This is a genomic window from Sphingobacterium composti (genome assembly GCF_009829075.1).
GTDB lineage: Bacteria > Bacteroidota > Bacteroidia > Sphingobacteriales > Sphingobacteriaceae > Sphingobacterium > Sphingobacterium composti.
The window spans coordinates 200,980-216,526 of sequence record NZ_WUQZ01000002.1; the positions used below are offsets into that span (position 1 = coordinate 200,980).

Sequence of the window (15,547 nt, forward strand, 5' to 3'; positions counted from 1 at the left end):
CTATTAAAGCTACAAAAAAACAAAAAAAGGCTTCTTATCCTAATAAGAAGCCTTAAGCATATTTTAAAAAATAATATTTACTCTTTTTCTACTTGCATGTAATTTAATTCAAGTGGAGTCTTACGTCCAAAAACTTTAACCATTACAGTTAATTTTTTCTTATCCTCGTGAACTTCCTCAATCTCACCAGTAAACCCGTTGAAAGGACCGTCAGTAACTTTTACAGACTCGCCAACATAGTAAGTAACATTGATAGATTCGCCTTGTTCAGCCATTTCATCTACTTTACCTAAGATTCTATTTACTTCAGAAGGACGCAAAGGAATTGCTACACCAGCTTTATCGCCTAAGAAACCTATTACACTGTTCAAATTTTTGATAGCGTGTTCAATCTCCCCATCTAGAGCAGCTTCAATCAATACATATCCAGGATAGTAATTACGCTCTTTTGCGACTTTCTTACCGTCACGCATTTGATAATACTTTTCCATTGGAATTAATACTTGAGGCACTAAATGTTGAATACCCAATCTATTAACTTCCGCCTCTACGTATTGTTTTACTTTCTTCTCTTTACCACTTACAGCACGTACTACGTACCACTTTAAACTTTGATCAGCCATAATATCTTTCTAGATAAAACCTTATTTAGTACCGTACAACAACTCCAAAATGTTGCTTGAAGCTTTGTCCATTAATAATACTAATAAAGCTATGATCAACGAAGCTACAAGTACTACAACTGCATGATTTTGCAATTGAGACCAAGTAGGCCAAGTAACCTTCTCTGTTACCTCTTGATACGACTCTTTAAAAAAATCAAGTACTTTAGCCATTGTTTGATTATTTATTTAAGTTACTTAGCACGGGCACCAGGACTCGAACCCAGACCAAAGGTTTTGGAGACCTTCGTTCTACCTTTAAACTATGCCCGTGTATTTCTTATTTTGTGATGCAAATATAGTGTTCTAATAGCATTAGACCAAATATTTTTTCGATTTTTTTATGCTTTAAAGAACTATTTTCTATTTGAAAAAAATAAGCTAATCAGCATCAGCCAATTAGCTTATTTCTTATTTTAATAATCTACAAAGATTAAATGATTTCAGTTACCTGACCAGCACCTACTGTACGTCCACCCTCACGGATAGCGAAACGTAGACCTTTTTCCATAGCGATAGGAGCGATCAATTTAACAGTGATCGTAACATTATCACCTGGCATAACCATCTCAGTACCTTCTGGTAACATGATTTCACCTGTTACGTCAGTTGTACGGAAATAGAATTGAGGACGGTATTTGTTAAAGAATGGAGTGTGACGTCCTCCTTCAGCTTTTGATAATACGTAAACCTCAGCTTTGAAGTGATCGTGTGGAGTTACTGAACCTGGTTTAACGATAACCATACCACGTTTGATATCAGTTTTCTCGATACCACGTAATAATAAACCAACGTTATCACCTGCTTCACCGTAATCTAAGATTTTACGGAACATCTCAACACCAGTTACTGTTGATTTCAAATCTTCAGCACCCATACCTAAGATCTCAACTGGATCACCAGAGTTGATTACACCTCTTTCGATACGACCTGTAGCTACTGTACCACGACCTGTGATTGAGAATACGTCCTCGATAGGCATCAAGAAAGGTAAGTCAGTCAAACGTGGAGGAATTGGAATGTAGTTATCTACAGCATCCATTAATTCCATTACTTTAGCAACCCACTCAGGCTCACCATTCAATGCACCTAAAGCAGAACCTTTGATTACTGGAATATCATCACCTGGGAATTCGTAGAATGATAATAACTCACGTACTTCCATTTCTACAAGCTCTAATAACTCAGGATCATCTACTAAGTCAACTTTGTTTAAGAATACTACTAACGCTGGTACACCTACTTGACGAGCCAATAGGATGTGCTCACGAGTTTGAGGCATAGGACCATCAGTTGCAGCAACAACGATGATAGCACCGTCCATTTGAGCAGCACCAGTTACCATGTTCTTAACGTAATCGGCGTGACCTGGACAGTCAACGTGTGCATAGTGACGATTAGCTGTTGAGTACTCAACGTGCGCTGTATTAATCGTGATACCACGCTCTTTTTCTTCAGGAGCAGAGTCAATTGAATCAAATGAACGAGCTTCTGATAAACCTGCATCCGCTAATACTTTAGTGATAGCTGCAGTTGTAGTTGTTTTACCGTGGTCAACGTGACCGATAGTACCAATGTTTAAGTGCGGTTTACTACGGTCAAATTTCTCTTTTGCCATGTTTATGCGAATTAGTAATTATTAAATATTTCTTTATTAAATTCTTTACAAAAATAATAAACTTATTTTATCGAGCCAAAGATGGGATTTGAACCCACGACCTCTTCCTTACCAAGGAAGTGCTCTACCCCTGAGCTACTTCGGCTTTATTCAAAAAGCTTATTTACGGAATTATGCCTCCACCTTACACATTTGAACCATGAAAGATAGAGACTGAAAAACCTTGAAAATTTGAGCGGAAGACGAGGTTCGAACTCGCGACCTATAGCTTGGAAGGCTATCGCTCTACCAACTGAGCTACTTCCGCTTTTGTTTACAATCTCTAATATTGAACCTCAATTGTAAACTTACAATATTAGTGTGGAGGGAGAAGGATTCGAACCTTCGAAGCCGAAGCAACGGATTTACAGTCCGTCCCATTTGACCGCTCTGGAACCCCTCCAGACCTGTGATGTCTCACATTTAGAGCCTCCTATCGGAATCGAACCAATGACCTACTGATTACAAGTCAGTTGCTCTACCAGCTGAGCTAAGGAGGCTTTTTATTTTTATTGTTTTATCAAACTCTCGAAGAACATCTACTCTTCCGAGTAGCTGTGCAAAGATAGAAAAATTCATTTCAAACTTGCAAGAGAATTTTTAAAAACTTTTTCTTATTTATTTCTTAAAAGAACACAACCTAAAAACGCACTCAAATCAACATTTGTTTTCGTTTTTGATGATGCAAAGATATACACAGGATTCACATTTCAAAAATTTTCAAACGAAAAAACTTAAGTCAAAAAGTCATTATCCTGATATGCAGTGTAATAATTTTTAGTTCAAAAATTATTCTAGGCTATTCTAATTGATTTGATTTATATTTGAAACATCAATTTTCAGCATATTCTATATGAAGAAACAACTATTTTTTTTTCTATTTTCACTTTATACTTGCTCCACTCAAGCTCAAGATTCTACAAATTTTATCAAGAGGATAATCCAGAAAACACTCTCATCTCAACATGATAGTACTCGCAAAGGAAGTTTTTTTTTATTACCTGCGTTTGCTTATGCTCAAGAAACTGGTGCAGAATTTGGAATAGCAGGAACTTATAATTTTTATTTAGACAAAGAAAATATCAAAAGTAGAACATCAAACATAGCATTAATAAGCACCATAACCACAAAAAAACAAAAAAAAATAAATCTAAACGCTGATCTGTGGACAAAAGACAATGATTACCACATTTTAGTAGAGTTGCGCGCGCGCGATTGGCCTTTCAATTTTTATGGTATTGGAAATGACACGTGGGAAGTAGATGAGGATCCTATAGACCAAACTCTGTATCGAATCAAGGTAGATATCGAAAAGCGAATTGCCTCTCAATTCTATGTGGGTTTTAATACAAGTTATGACAATTTCAAATTTAAAGACAAGGAAGCGGGGGGGGTATTCGAATTAGATGATAATATATTTGGTAAATCTGGAGGACAGTATGCAAGTGTGGGCGCTTCAGCTCTCTACGACACACGAGACGTCACTACATACACTAACAAAGGCATATACAGTCGTATAAAATATGCAGTAGTACCAAGACTATTTAAAGAAACAGATTTTTCAGGCTCATTATTTGAAGCTGATATTAGAGGCTTCTATCCTATCCATAAGAAAGTCAATCTAACGGCGCAATTAGTTTATCGTGGGACATACGGTAATAATACACCTTTTTATAGCCTTCGCGATTTGGGAGGTGACATGACCATGCGCGGATATTATTTAGGACGCTATAAAGACAATAATTATCTCGCTTCTCAAGCTGAACTACGTTACCGTTTTCATCCCCGCTTCGGCATTGTAGGTTTTGGCGGCACGGGAACAACTTTTTCAAAAGAAAATAAGGCACGGTTCGTCCCAACCTATGGAGGAGGTTTTCGTTATTTCTTCAGTATAGAACACAGCAGCAGTATTCGTTTGGATTATGCTTTTGGAGAAAAGAGACCTGGAGAACAGAGACAATCGGGATTTTACCTCAGTCTAAGCGAAACTTTTTAGTATAAAAAATACGGATAGCGCAACTTAAAATATTCTTTAGGCTGTTCTTTTCTTTTACATACGATTCCGAATTCAAATAAATCTATTAGTACAACGAACCTTTCGTCTTTTTGCATCTGCTCCCACTTGTGCTCTGTGTCAGTATGATGAATATTTTTCACAAATAGCATAAAGTATTCTTCTTGCAATTTGGCTAAATCAACTATGTCTTGAGAATTAAAATCTGTTATAATGAATTTGTCTTGAGAAATACCCCTAGATACATAATATTGAACCACATCTTCTATCAACGATTTGCTACGCCTTATGTTCTTATTGTAAATCAGCTCATCAGCAAGGGCGTACACAAATGGCGAATGTGTACCATGCCTGCTATTTGCCGTTATATAATGTGTTAATTTCTTTAGAAAATAAACCATAATGCAAAAATACACTTATAGATAGATTTACATAACTATAACAGTTTACTTTTAGAATTCAAATAGATTTTACTAAATTTATGTATGAATGAGAGAGAGATAAAAGCGATAATATCCTTATTAGATGACCCTGATACAGAGGTCTTCAATCAAATAGAACAACATCTTATAACTTCAGGACCAGAGATAATTCCATTATTAGAAGAGAATTGGGAGTCTTCATTTGATCCGCTATCGCAATCTCGCATCGAAAATATAATTCATAAAATACAATTCGATCAGATTAAACATGAATTACAACTTTGGAATCTTAAAAACAGTGAAGATCTATTAGAAGGATTACTCATTGTAAACAGATATCAGTATCCCAATCTTGATGAAAACAATGTAATCCTTACCATTTCAGAATTGAAACGAAACGCATGGTTTCTATTAATGTATGACATGAGTCCGATAGAAAAAGTTAAATTACTTAATAATGTCCTTTTTCGTGAATTTGGACTTTCAGGCAATACGAGTAACTATCATGATCCTCAAAATTCATTTATTCATAAAGTTTTAGAGACCAAAAAAGGGAATCCCATTTCTTTATCATGTATATACAGTATCGTTGCACAACAGCTAGATATTCCTATATATGGCATCAATCTACCCAAGCATTTTGTGGTAGCTTATATGGAAGATTTAGAACACCCTCCACTATTTTACATTAACGCATTCAATAGGGGGCAAATGATGCAACAAAATGACATCAACTCATTTTTAAAGCAATTGAATCTACCCCCGACTGATGAATATACAATGCCCTGTACAAATAAAGCCATTATCAAACGTGTACTACGCAATTTGATAACGGCTTATGAAAATATTGGAAACCCTCAAAAAAGAGAGGAAATTGACTCCTTATTAAAAATTATTGAAGATTAACGTGAATCTAAAGATATACTTTCAGGTGTACGATTCTTAAGATTCAACTCTCCATTGGGAGCAACATTTCCTGAATCTTCGATCATATAACGAAACACTCGCTTTGCTCCAGAATCTGCAACGTAAATATATTTCCCATCTGGACGCTCATCCATAGCCACATCCATTGGCTGCACTAATTTGGTAGCAGCACCAGTTATTACGCGAGAGGGTGAAATAGACTTATCAGTATTATTAGCTGAAAAATTATCAAAAATAAGTATTCTACCGTTACTAACTGTATTGCCTGACACATTATAATCAGTGATCACCATAATATCTTTCTCTTTGGAATATGCTATGCCCCTCAAATTATGTGCGCCAGCAATAGATAAAGTATACGAAGGCTTAATATTAGTCAAGGTACTATCTACTCTTTCAATTAACTTTTGTGTAAAATCTTTATACGCTACTACAGCTCCCATATTATCAGCATCACCAGTACGAACAATATACATATCCTTATCCTGAATTTTCAATCCCCAAGGAATGAAATCTAAGGGCATTTGAAAACGAGGTTTCGCTAAAAAACCTGAATTCACTGGTCTGTAAAACGCAAACAAATAAGGCGTTGCAACAGTATCAGATTTTTGTAAGGCTAATAAAAAATCTTGGTTCAATGTCCCCTCATTATTATTCACCACTACATAGTTCATCCCCCTCACATTATCCAATCTCCTATTCGATAATTTTGCACGATAGGTAGGCAAACCCTGAAGATTTATTGACAATACTTGAACACTTGTATCATTTGTTCCAAATGAATTTATACTAGACTGAAACACCATTCCTTGGTTAAGAGGAGAATAGTGAATAGTCTTGCCTCCTTTAGCACCTGAAACTATCCCTTTAATATTATTCGCATCCCCAAAAGAATCATCATCCGCTGGGTCAATCACCCAAAGATTCTCTAAATTCGAAGACGCTCCTGCTTGATAATCAGAAGTAGAAACATATAATCTGGATATAGGTTTTTCAGGTCTTGCTGGTGGCTCATCATCATCACGTTGACAGGAAACAGCAGCTAACAATAAGGTAGGTATCAAGTATAAAAACAATATTTTGCGCATATATTTTAAATCGATTTCTTAATTACAAATGTATAAATTTTTGTTAGTAAGTATTTAAACGAAAATAGCAATCCTAACGTTACAAATTTCAAATAACTTTTAAAAGCCAATAGATTTGTGTAAAATTGTAGGCGAATACGATTGAGACTATCTTAGTAAAAAGCTATGGAGACTAAAAAAGAATTAGTAAGAGAAAAGCTCGAATTACCTAATCAAGGAAAAAAATTACTTTTACACTCATGCTGTGCTCCGTGTTCAGGCGAGGTGATGGAGGCGCTTATTGCCTCTGATATTGAATTTACTATATACTTTTACAATCCTAACATTCATCCCCGTAAAGAATATGACATTCGTAAAGAAGAGAATATTCGCTTTGCAGAAAAGCACAACATTCCTTTTATTGATGCAGACTATGATGTTGATCATTGGTTTGAGTTAGCAAAAGGAATGGAAAATGAACCTGAGAAAGGGATAAGATGCACCATGTGTTTTGACATGCGTTTTGAAAAGACTGCAGAGTATGCTGCAGCTAATGGTTTTGACGTGATATCTAGCTCATTAGGAATTTCTAGATGGAAAAACATGGATCAGATAAATGATTGTGGTGTTCGCGCAGCTTCTCGTCACCCAAATATAGATTATTGGACATTTAATTGGCGCAAAAAAGGTGGTGGCGTACGTATGCTGGAAATTAGTAAACGTGAAAAATTTTATATGCAAGAGTACTGTGGTTGTGCATATTCGCTTCGCGACACTAACAAATGGCGCATGGCCAACGGTCGCGATAAAATAGAATTGGGTGTTAAATTTTATGGTGAAGACGAATAAATATTTCACAAAATAATTGCATCCTTAAATATAAAACATTAATTTTGCAGGCTCAAATACAAGATTGTGAAGTATCTAAAACAATATAAAATTCCATTTTCGGGATTAGCAGCAGGAAAGCACGATTTTGACTTTGAGATAAACGATAAGTTCTTTGACTGCTACGAGCATTCATTAGTTAAAAAAGGTAATCTTATAGCCAATGTGTCTCTTCAAAAACAAGAGACGATGTTAATTGTCAATTTTGATATTAATGGCACGATTAAACTTACTTGCGACGTATGCTTAACTGAATTTGATGCTCCTGTTTCTTTTCAAGAGAAACTTATTGTTAAGTTTGTAAACGAAGAATGGGACAACGAAACTGATGAAGTTATCATTCTGAACAAAACAGATCACGAACTTGACATTGCGAACTTATTGTACGAATATATCAATGTTCAAGTACCTTATTACGCAAAATGCACTGAGCAAGGTGTAAACATCTCTTGTGATCCAGAAATGTTAGCTAAGATCAGTACAGAAGAAGAGGAATCGGATATAGAAGTAGAAAACATTGACCCGCGTTGGGCCGCATTAAAGAATATTAAAAACAATTAAAAAAAACATAATACGAGATGGCACATCCAAAACGTAAAACTTCAAAATCAAGAAGAGACAAAAGAAGAACGCACTATAAGGCTGAAAAACCTACATTGACAGTATGTAAAGAAACTGGTGCTGTACACGTACCACACAAAGCGTACGAAGTTGATGGCAACTTATATTACAACGGTAAATTAATCGTTGAAAGAACAGCAGCTGTCTAAAAATATCTTTAGATAAAACATCCCAAAATAAGCGAAAAATAGTTTTTTTTGCTTTACTTTGGGATGTTTTTGCGTATTATTGAAGTAGAAAAATAATAACGGATGAAGATAGGATTAGACGTTCTTGGAGGGGATTACGCCCCAAAATCAAATATTTTAGGTGCTATTGAAGCACAAAAAAATCTTTCATCAGACCAGCGCATTGTGTTGATTGGTCACGAAGAAGACACCAGAAAAGCAATAGAAGAAGCAGGTGCAGACCCATCATTATTTGATTATGTACACGCACCCGAGGCTATCTCTATGCATGAGCATCCTACAAAAGCTATTACACAAAAGCCAAATTCAAGCATCGCTAAAGGATTTGAATTATTGAAAAATGGTGAGATAGATTCTTTTTCTTCCGCAGGTAATACAGGAGCTATGTTAGTAGGCGCAATGTTTAGTGTAAAAACTATTCCTGGCGTAATACGTCCAGCCATAGCGACCAATGTTCCCAAACTAAAAGAAGGCTTTGGTATTTTATTGGATGTAGGCGCAAATGCAGACTGTAAACCTGAAATGCTAAATCAATTTGCCATCTTAGGTAGTTTGTATGCGGAACATGTTTACAATATTCAAAACCCTAAAGTTGGTTTGCTTAATATTGGCGAAGAAGAAGAAAAAGGTAATGCACTAACAATATCGACCTATCCTTTACTTAAATCAAACCCTAAAATTAATTTCATTGGTAATGCCGAAGGCCGCGACTTATTTTCGGATCACGCAGATGTATACGTATGTGACGGTTATACAGGTAATGTGGTACTTAAATTAGCCGAATCATTTTATGTTGTTACATTGAAAAAAGGTTTTAAAGATGATTTCTTTGATAGGTTTAACTATGAGCGATATGGAGGTAGTCCAATATTAGGAGTCAATGCACCAGTTCTTATTGGGCATGGCATCTCTACCCCTACTGCTATTAAAAATATGGTATTACTATCTAAAGATATGATCGAATCGAAATTTATCGATAAGATGAAATCTGCTTTTAACTAACATTATTATATGTCTAAAATTCACGCAGCTATAACGGCGGTACATGGATATGTTCCTGACTACGTGTTAACGAATAAGGAACTCGAAACAATGGTAGACACGAATGACGAATGGATTGTCACTCGTACTGGAATTAAAGAACGTCGCATATTAAAAGGAGAAGGTTTAGCAACCTCTGATCTAGCTGTACCCGCAGTAAAAGGATTGTTAGAGAAAAGAGGTATATCTGCTGAAGAAATCGACTTAATTATTTTTTGTACGAGTACACCAGACATGTTGTTTCCAGCTACTGCAAATATCTTAGCAGATAAAATTGGTGCTAAAAACGCTTGGGGTTACGATCTTCAAGCTGCATGCTCAGGTTTTTTGTTTGGCTTAACCACAGGAACACAATTTATAGAATCAGGTAAACATAAAAAAGTGTTAGTAGTTGGCGGAGACAAAATGTCTTCTGTGGTAAACTATACTGATCGCAATACATGTATTCTATTCGGTGATGGATGTGGTGCAGTGTTATTAGAACCTAATGAAGAAGGGAATGGTATCCAAGACACAATTTTGAAAACTGATGGTTCTGGTGGTCAATTCCTAAATATTAAAGGAGGCGGATCATTAAACCCAGCTTCACATGAAACAGTAGAAGCAGGCCTACACTATGCATACCAAGAAGGACGTACAGTGTTCAAATTTGCTGTTACAAATATGGCTGATGTTGCACACGAAATCATGGATCGCAACAACCTAACAGCTGATGACGTAGCATGGTTAGTTCCTCATCAGGCTAATAGAAGAATTATTGATGCGACTGCAGAGCGAGCAGGATTGCCAGAAGAAAAAGTGATGATAAACATCCATAAATACGGTAATACCACTAGTGGTACTATCCCATTATGTTTATGGGAATGGGAAAATAAACTAAAAAAAGGAGATAATTTAATATTGGCTGCTTTTGGAGGTGGATTTACCTGGGGATCCGTTTATTTAAAATGGGCTTATTAAGCTAAATCATTTTTTTGCTATATTTATCGACTAATTTTTAATAATTAACATTTTGACAAAACCTACTATCATGAGTATGGACATTAAACAAATTCAAGACTTGATTAAATTCGTATCTAAATCAGGTGTGAATGAAGTATCGATTGAAGAGAAAGATTTCAAAATCACGATAAAAACGAATCAAGAACCAACTTATGTTACAGCAACTGTTCCTGCAGCTATCCCTGCAGCAGCACCTGTACAAGCAGTTCCAACTGCACCTGCAACTACTGCACCAGTAACGTCAGCAGCTCCTGCATCAGATGATTCTAAATACATCACTATCAAATCACCTATGATTGGTACATTCTACCGCTCGCCAGGTCCTGATAAGCCATCTTTTGTAAATGTAGGTGACGAAATTTCAACAGGCAAAGCCTTGTGTATTATTGAAGCAATGAAATTGTTCAATGAAATTGAATCAGAAGTTTCTGGTAAAATCGTTAAAATATTAGTAAACGACGCACAACCAGTTGAATACGATCAACCTTTATTCTTAGTTGATCCAAACTAATCTCTAGCTGCCATTGTGCAGCTTTTTGAGTTTAATTAGATACTATTTTATATAGTACAATTGGTGTATTAAGTCATTACATATGTTCAAAAAAATATTAATAGCAAATAGAGGGGAAATCGCTCTACGAATCATCCGCACATGTCGTGAGATGGGTATCAAGAGTGTAGCTGTATATTCTACAGCAGACAAAGATAGTTTGCATGTTCGTTTTGCAGATGAAGCGGTATGTATCGGCCCTCCAGCAAGTAAAGATTCTTATTTAAATATTCCTAATATCATCTCGGCCGCAGAACTGACAAATGCAGATGCAATACATCCCGGATACGGATTTTTGTCTGAGAATGCTAAATTCTCTGCTATATGTGCGGAGTACGGTATCAAATTCATTGGTGCTACTGCAGATCAAATCGAGAAAATGGGTGATAAAGCTTCAGCTAAGGAAACAATGAAAAAAGCTGGAGTACCTACAGTACCTGGATCAGATGGTCTTGTGCCAGATGTAAAAACAGGTATCAAATTGGCTAACGAAATTGGTTATCCTGTGATCATCAAAGCTACTGCAGGCGGTGGTGGTCGCGGAATGCGCATCATTTGGAAAGATGAAGATTTTGAATCCAACTGGGATTCGGCACGCCAAGAATCAGCTGCAGCATTTGGTAATGATGGTATTTATTTAGAAAAATACGTTGAAGAACCTCGCCACATTGAAATCCAAGTAATAGGAGATCAATATGGCAAAGTATGTCACCTTTCAGAGCGTGATTGTTCCATCCAACGTCGTCATCAAAAATTAGTTGAAGAAGCTCCTTCTCCATTCATAACACCAGAATTGCGTGAGAAAATGGGTGAAGCTGCTATAAAAGGTGCTACAGCCGTAAATTACGAAGGAGCTGGAACAATTGAGTTCTTGGTGGACAAACACCGCAACTTCTACTTTATGGAAATGAATACACGTATTCAAGTTGAGCATCCAGTGACGGAAGAGGTTATTAACTTCGACTTGATCAAAGAACAAATAAAAGTTGCTGCAGGTATTCCTATTTCAGGAAAAAGCTACGAGCCTACTATGCATTCTATAGAATGTCGTATTAATGCGGAGGATCCATTTAATAATTTCCGTCCTTCTCCAGGTAAAATCACTAATTTTCACTCACCAGGAGGCCATGGTGTTCGTGTAGATACACACGTGTATGCTGGATATACTATTCCACCAAACTACGACTCCATGATAGCTAAATTAATCTGTACTGCACAGACTCGTGAAGAAGCTATTGCGACAATGGAAAGAGCATTAAGCGAATTTGTAATAGAAGGTATTAAAACTACTATTCCATTGCATTTGAGATTGATGCGTGATCCAAACTTCAGAGCAGGTAATTTTACGACAAAATTTATGGAAACTTTTGACCTTTCGGAATACCCGGAAGAAGACGAAGCGTAAAAATTTTGTTTTGATATTAAATAATACCATTCTTATCCCAAAGAATGGTATTTTTGTTTACGTTACTTATAAATGCATATGTCAAATAAAAAACTCATAGAGGCTATAAAGAATAAAGGGAAAACTTTAGAAGCAGAAATGTCATTTTTCGAACATCTCGAGGTATTGAGGTGGCACATTATTAGATCCGTAATCGCAATTTTTGTATTTGCAATACTTTCTTTTACATTCTATGATTTTGTTTTCAACCAAATCATTATGGGGCCCAAGAATTTAGATTTTTGGACATACCGTATGATGTGCAAGGTTGGTGATTTGATGAATTTAGATGGTTTTTGTGTTGAGAAAATTCCCTTCAATATTATTAATACCGAAATAGCAGGACAATTTATGCTGCAAATCAATTCTTGTCTATTGATGGCTGTAGCAATGGGATTTCCATATTTACTGTTTGAGATTTGGCTTTTTATTAAGCCTGCGCTGACAGAGGTAGAACGTAAATCGGCTAGTGGTTTTGTATTTTACGCTACTATATTATTCGCTATTGGTGCCCTATTTGGTTACTACATAGTTGTGCCTTTATCGATTAACTTCTTAGCCAATGTATCTTTAAGTGCAGAGATCACTAATCAGATTAAAATTGATTCGTATCTTTCTACGATAGCAACTTTAACATTAGGGTGTGGAATTATTTTCTTACTCCCAATTTTGATCTTTATTTTATCAAAATTAGGATTAATGACTCCACAATTTATGCGCGCTAGTAGACGTTATGCTGTTGTCATTATATTAATTATTGCAGCAATTATAACACCAACTGCTGATATTATTACATTGTTAACAGTAAGTGCGCCAATGTTTATCTTGTATGAATTAAGCATCTCGGTATCGGCAAACGTACAGCGCAAAAGAGAATTAAAAGAAAAACAATTTTATAATAACTAATATATAATACTATGAAAATTGCAATAGGTAGCGATCACGCAGGTGTAGAATACAAAGCGGCTTTAGTGGACATGTTGAAAAAACAAGGACATGAAGTAAAAGATTTTGGTCCATCTACAGCTGATTCTGTTGATTATCCCGACTACGCACACCCAGTAGCTTCTTCTGTTGAAAATCAAGAAAACGAATTAGGCATTTTGATTTGTGGTAGTGCAAATGGTGTAGCTATTACAGCTAACAAACATCAAGGAATCCGTGCAGCTATCGCATGGCAGAATGAAATTGCTGCGTTAGCACGTCAACACAATAATGCAAATGTATTATGTATTCCAGCACGCTTTATTGATTTAGACTTAGCTAAAAAAATTACGAATACATTTATTACTACTGAATTCGAAGGTGGTAGACACGCAAATCGTGTGAACAAAATTTCATGTGCATAACTATAATAAACCATACTATGAGAAAAATCTTATCCTTACTTTTTATTTTGCCCTACGCTTACAGTTGTTCAGTAGCGCAAAATCCCACCAAGTATGCGAACTTAATCACTGAAGAATCATCAAAAGAATATTTGACAACACTAGCAAGCAAAGAATTTGCTGGTAGAGGAACTGGTCAAGAGGGTGGCAAAAAAACCGTAAAATATATTGAGGAGCAATTCAAATCTTTTGGTCTTCAGCCCATAGTAAATGGTTCCTATTACCAAAATGTACCCTTATTACAAACATTGTACAAAGTTGATTCATTTTCGTTAGGAAATCAAAATTTGGTATATGGTCAAAATTTTTATGTGCAAGGAGATAATAGCATCTCTACTTTCGATGCGAATGAGATAGTATTTGTAGGTTATGGTATTCAAGATGATAAATTCAACGAATTAAAGAATACGGATATTTCTGGCAAAGTAGTTTTAGTTATCAACGAAGGTGAACCGGTAAATGCGCAAGGTAATTCAATAATTACGGGAACTGCTACCAAATCTACGTGGTCTACAAGTCGTTTCAAAAGACTCCAAGAGCTGATGAAGTTAAATCCAAAATTAATTCTGGCAGCAGGATCACAAAATGAGGAAATGATAAAACGCATGAATAATCGTGGAATGATGGGTCGTGTATCCTTGGATAAAGGCATCGCAAATCAAAATCAACGCGTTTCGATTCCTGTCGTTCATATCAAAAATTCATTGGCGGATCAACTGTTGGCACAGTCAAACACAACAGTAGCAAAATTCAAAGCGAATACTATATCTAACCCAGGTCAACCACAAGTTATCAAAAGCACAGTAAATGCCTCTATGGGCGTTACCAGTGTCAAAATTAGCGATCCTAACGTTATTGGTTATATCGAAGGTACTGATCTTAAAGATGAGGTAGTGGTCGTATGTGGACACTGGGATCACGATGGAATTTTACCTGATGGAACATATTTCCCTGGCGCAGATGACAACGGCTCGGGTACAGTAGGTGTTGTAGAAATTGCTAAAGCTTTTGCTAAGGCCAAAAAAGAAGGTAAAGGTCCTCGTCGTAGCATATTATTCATTGCATTGGCCGCAGAAGAAAAAGGCTTATTAGGATCACAATATTATGTTGAGAATCCAATTATTCCTTTGACACAAACTGTTGCTTGTATAAATATTGATATGATTGGTCGTATTGATGATAAGCATTTGAACGGTGACCATAACTATATCCACGTAATTGGTGTGAATAAATTAAGTACAGATTTAAAACCAATCGTAGAAAAAGCAAACACGGATACGAAAATGAAATTGGATTACGATTATGATCATCCAGAAGAACCAATGCGTTTGTATTACCGTTCGGATCATTATAATTTCGCGAAGAATGGGATTCCATCCTTATTCTTTTTCTCTGGATTGCACCCACACTACCATACGCCAGAAGATACAATTGACAAGATTGACTTCCCAATGATGGTAAAACGTGAAAAATTGATTTTCTATACAACTTGGGAAATAGCGAATAGAGATAAAAAACCTATAGTTGATATGTCTCTTGAAGAAGCACAAGGTACAGGAAGATAGTATTAAATATAAATAGTAAAAAGTCCATTTGAAATTATTTCAAATGGACTTTTCCGTTTTCACACAAAGCCTTATTATGTTAATTAAAAGTTAAAAAACATTTATTGACAT

At 35.9% G+C, this 15,547-nt stretch carries 17 protein-coding genes and 5 tRNA genes; 12 read left to right on the forward strand and 10 right to left on the reverse strand.

From position 1 onward, the window contains the following. Window positions 1-77: 77 nt before the first annotated feature. The 8 genes from nusG to GOQ17_RS02265 form a co-directional block, all read right to left on the reverse strand. Window positions 78-623, reverse strand: coding sequence for a transcription termination/antitermination protein NusG (gene nusG, locus GOQ17_RS02230; protein WP_159634167.1), 546 nt, complete (start codon window positions 621-623; stop codon window positions 78-80). A gap of 21 nt (window positions 624-644) precedes the next feature. Then, window positions 645-836, reverse strand: coding sequence for a preprotein translocase subunit SecE (secE, locus tag GOQ17_RS02235; RefSeq protein WP_159634170.1), 192 nt, complete (start codon window positions 834-836; stop codon window positions 645-647). Between the two features lie 28 nt (window positions 837-864). Next, window positions 865-935, reverse strand: a tRNA-Trp gene (locus tag GOQ17_RS02240). 160 nt (window positions 936-1,095) lie between these two features. Next, entirely contained in the window at window positions 1,096-2,280 is a 1,185-nt protein-coding gene (tuf, locus tag GOQ17_RS02245; RefSeq protein ID WP_159634172.1) for an elongation factor Tu, read from the reverse strand. Window positions 2,281-2,353: 73 nt separating this feature from the next. Continuing rightward, window positions 2,354-2,425: transfer RNA gene (locus tag GOQ17_RS02250), tRNA-Thr, on the reverse strand. Between the two features lie 89 nt (window positions 2,426-2,514). Beyond that, window positions 2,515-2,587, reverse strand: a tRNA-Gly gene (locus GOQ17_RS02255). Between the two features lie 54 nt (window positions 2,588-2,641). Continuing rightward, window positions 2,642-2,722, reverse strand: a tRNA-Tyr gene (locus GOQ17_RS02260). A gap of 24 nt (window positions 2,723-2,746) precedes the next feature. Next, window positions 2,747-2,819, reverse strand: a tRNA-Thr gene (locus GOQ17_RS02265). A 353-nt stretch (window positions 2,820-3,172) separates the two neighbouring features. On the opposite strand from GOQ17_RS02265, the gene GOQ17_RS02270 reads away from it, so the two are divergent. Next, a complete protein-coding gene (locus tag GOQ17_RS02270) occupies window positions 3,173-4,315 on the forward strand; it encodes a BamA/TamA family outer membrane protein (RefSeq protein WP_159634175.1) in 1,143 nt (380 codons plus the stop codon). On the opposite strand, the gene GOQ17_RS02275 is transcribed toward GOQ17_RS02270, so the two are convergent. Further along, window positions 4,312-4,734 (reverse strand): hypothetical protein, encoded by a 423-nt coding sequence (locus GOQ17_RS02275; RefSeq protein WP_159634178.1) that lies wholly within the window; start codon window positions 4,732-4,734, stop codon window positions 4,312-4,314. The genes GOQ17_RS02270 and GOQ17_RS02275 overlap by 4 nt on opposite strands. A gap of 84 nt (window positions 4,735-4,818) precedes the next feature. Here GOQ17_RS02275 and GOQ17_RS02280 point away from each other — a divergent pair, with 84 nt between their 5' ends. After that, window positions 4,819-5,661 carry a transglutaminase-like domain-containing protein gene (locus GOQ17_RS02280; protein WP_159634181.1) on the forward strand — a complete coding sequence of 281 codons (843 nt, stop codon included), beginning with the start codon at window positions 4,819-4,821 and terminating at the stop codon, window positions 5,659-5,661. Here the strand turns inward: GOQ17_RS02280 and GOQ17_RS02285 are convergent. After that, entirely contained in the window at window positions 5,658-6,770 is a 1,113-nt protein-coding gene (locus GOQ17_RS02285) for a YncE family protein (protein ID WP_159634184.1), read from the reverse strand. The two genes, GOQ17_RS02280 and GOQ17_RS02285, sit on opposite strands and share 4 nt — an antisense overlap. Before the next feature lie 165 nt (window positions 6,771-6,935). On the opposite strand from GOQ17_RS02285, the gene GOQ17_RS02290 reads away from it, so the two are divergent. The 10 genes from GOQ17_RS02290 (at window position 6,936) to GOQ17_RS02335 (ending at window position 15,436) form a co-directional block, all read left to right on the forward strand. Then, complete coding sequence (locus GOQ17_RS02290) at window positions 6,936-7,598, forward strand: epoxyqueuosine reductase QueH (RefSeq protein WP_159634187.1); 663 nt, start codon at window positions 6,936-6,938, stop codon at window positions 7,596-7,598. Between the two features lie 66 nt (window positions 7,599-7,664). Next, complete coding sequence (locus GOQ17_RS02295) at window positions 7,665-8,198, forward strand: YceD family protein (RefSeq protein WP_159634190.1); 534 nt, start codon at window positions 7,665-7,667, stop codon at window positions 8,196-8,198. A 17-nt stretch (window positions 8,199-8,215) separates the two neighbouring features. After that, window positions 8,216-8,407: a 50S ribosomal protein L32 gene (gene rpmF / locus GOQ17_RS02300; RefSeq protein ID WP_159634192.1), complete on the forward strand. Its 192-nt coding sequence runs from the start codon at window positions 8,216-8,218 to the stop codon at window positions 8,405-8,407. A gap of 102 nt (window positions 8,408-8,509) precedes the next feature. Next, on the forward strand, window positions 8,510-9,448 hold the full coding sequence (plsX, locus tag GOQ17_RS02305; RefSeq protein ID WP_159634195.1) for a phosphate acyltransferase PlsX: 939 nt from the start codon (window positions 8,510-8,512) through the stop codon (window positions 9,446-9,448). Between the two features lie 9 nt (window positions 9,449-9,457). After that, on the forward strand, window positions 9,458-10,447 hold the full coding sequence (locus tag GOQ17_RS02310; RefSeq protein ID WP_159634198.1) for a beta-ketoacyl-ACP synthase III: 990 nt from the start codon (window positions 9,458-9,460) through the stop codon (window positions 10,445-10,447). Window positions 10,448-10,517: 70 nt separating this feature from the next. After that, on the forward strand, window positions 10,518-11,000 hold the full coding sequence (accB, locus tag GOQ17_RS02315) for an acetyl-CoA carboxylase biotin carboxyl carrier protein (RefSeq protein WP_159634201.1): 483 nt from the start codon (window positions 10,518-10,520) through the stop codon (window positions 10,998-11,000). 82 nt (window positions 11,001-11,082) lie between these two features. Continuing rightward, on the forward strand, window positions 11,083-12,444 hold the full coding sequence (gene accC, locus GOQ17_RS02320) for an acetyl-CoA carboxylase biotin carboxylase subunit (RefSeq protein ID WP_159634204.1): 1,362 nt from the start codon (window positions 11,083-11,085) through the stop codon (window positions 12,442-12,444). A gap of 78 nt (window positions 12,445-12,522) precedes the next feature. Beyond that, on the forward strand, window positions 12,523-13,389 hold the full coding sequence (gene tatC / locus GOQ17_RS02325) for a twin-arginine translocase subunit TatC (protein WP_159634207.1): 867 nt from the start codon (window positions 12,523-12,525) through the stop codon (window positions 13,387-13,389). Between the two features lie 11 nt (window positions 13,390-13,400). Continuing rightward, a complete protein-coding gene (gene rpiB / locus GOQ17_RS02330) occupies window positions 13,401-13,832 on the forward strand; it encodes a ribose 5-phosphate isomerase B (protein WP_159634210.1) in 432 nt (143 codons plus the stop codon). Between the two features lie 17 nt (window positions 13,833-13,849). Then, window positions 13,850-15,436, forward strand: a complete 1,587-nt coding sequence (locus GOQ17_RS02335) for a M28 family peptidase (RefSeq protein WP_159634213.1) — start codon at window positions 13,850-13,852, stop codon at window positions 15,434-15,436. Window positions 15,437-15,547: the final 111 nt, after the last annotated feature.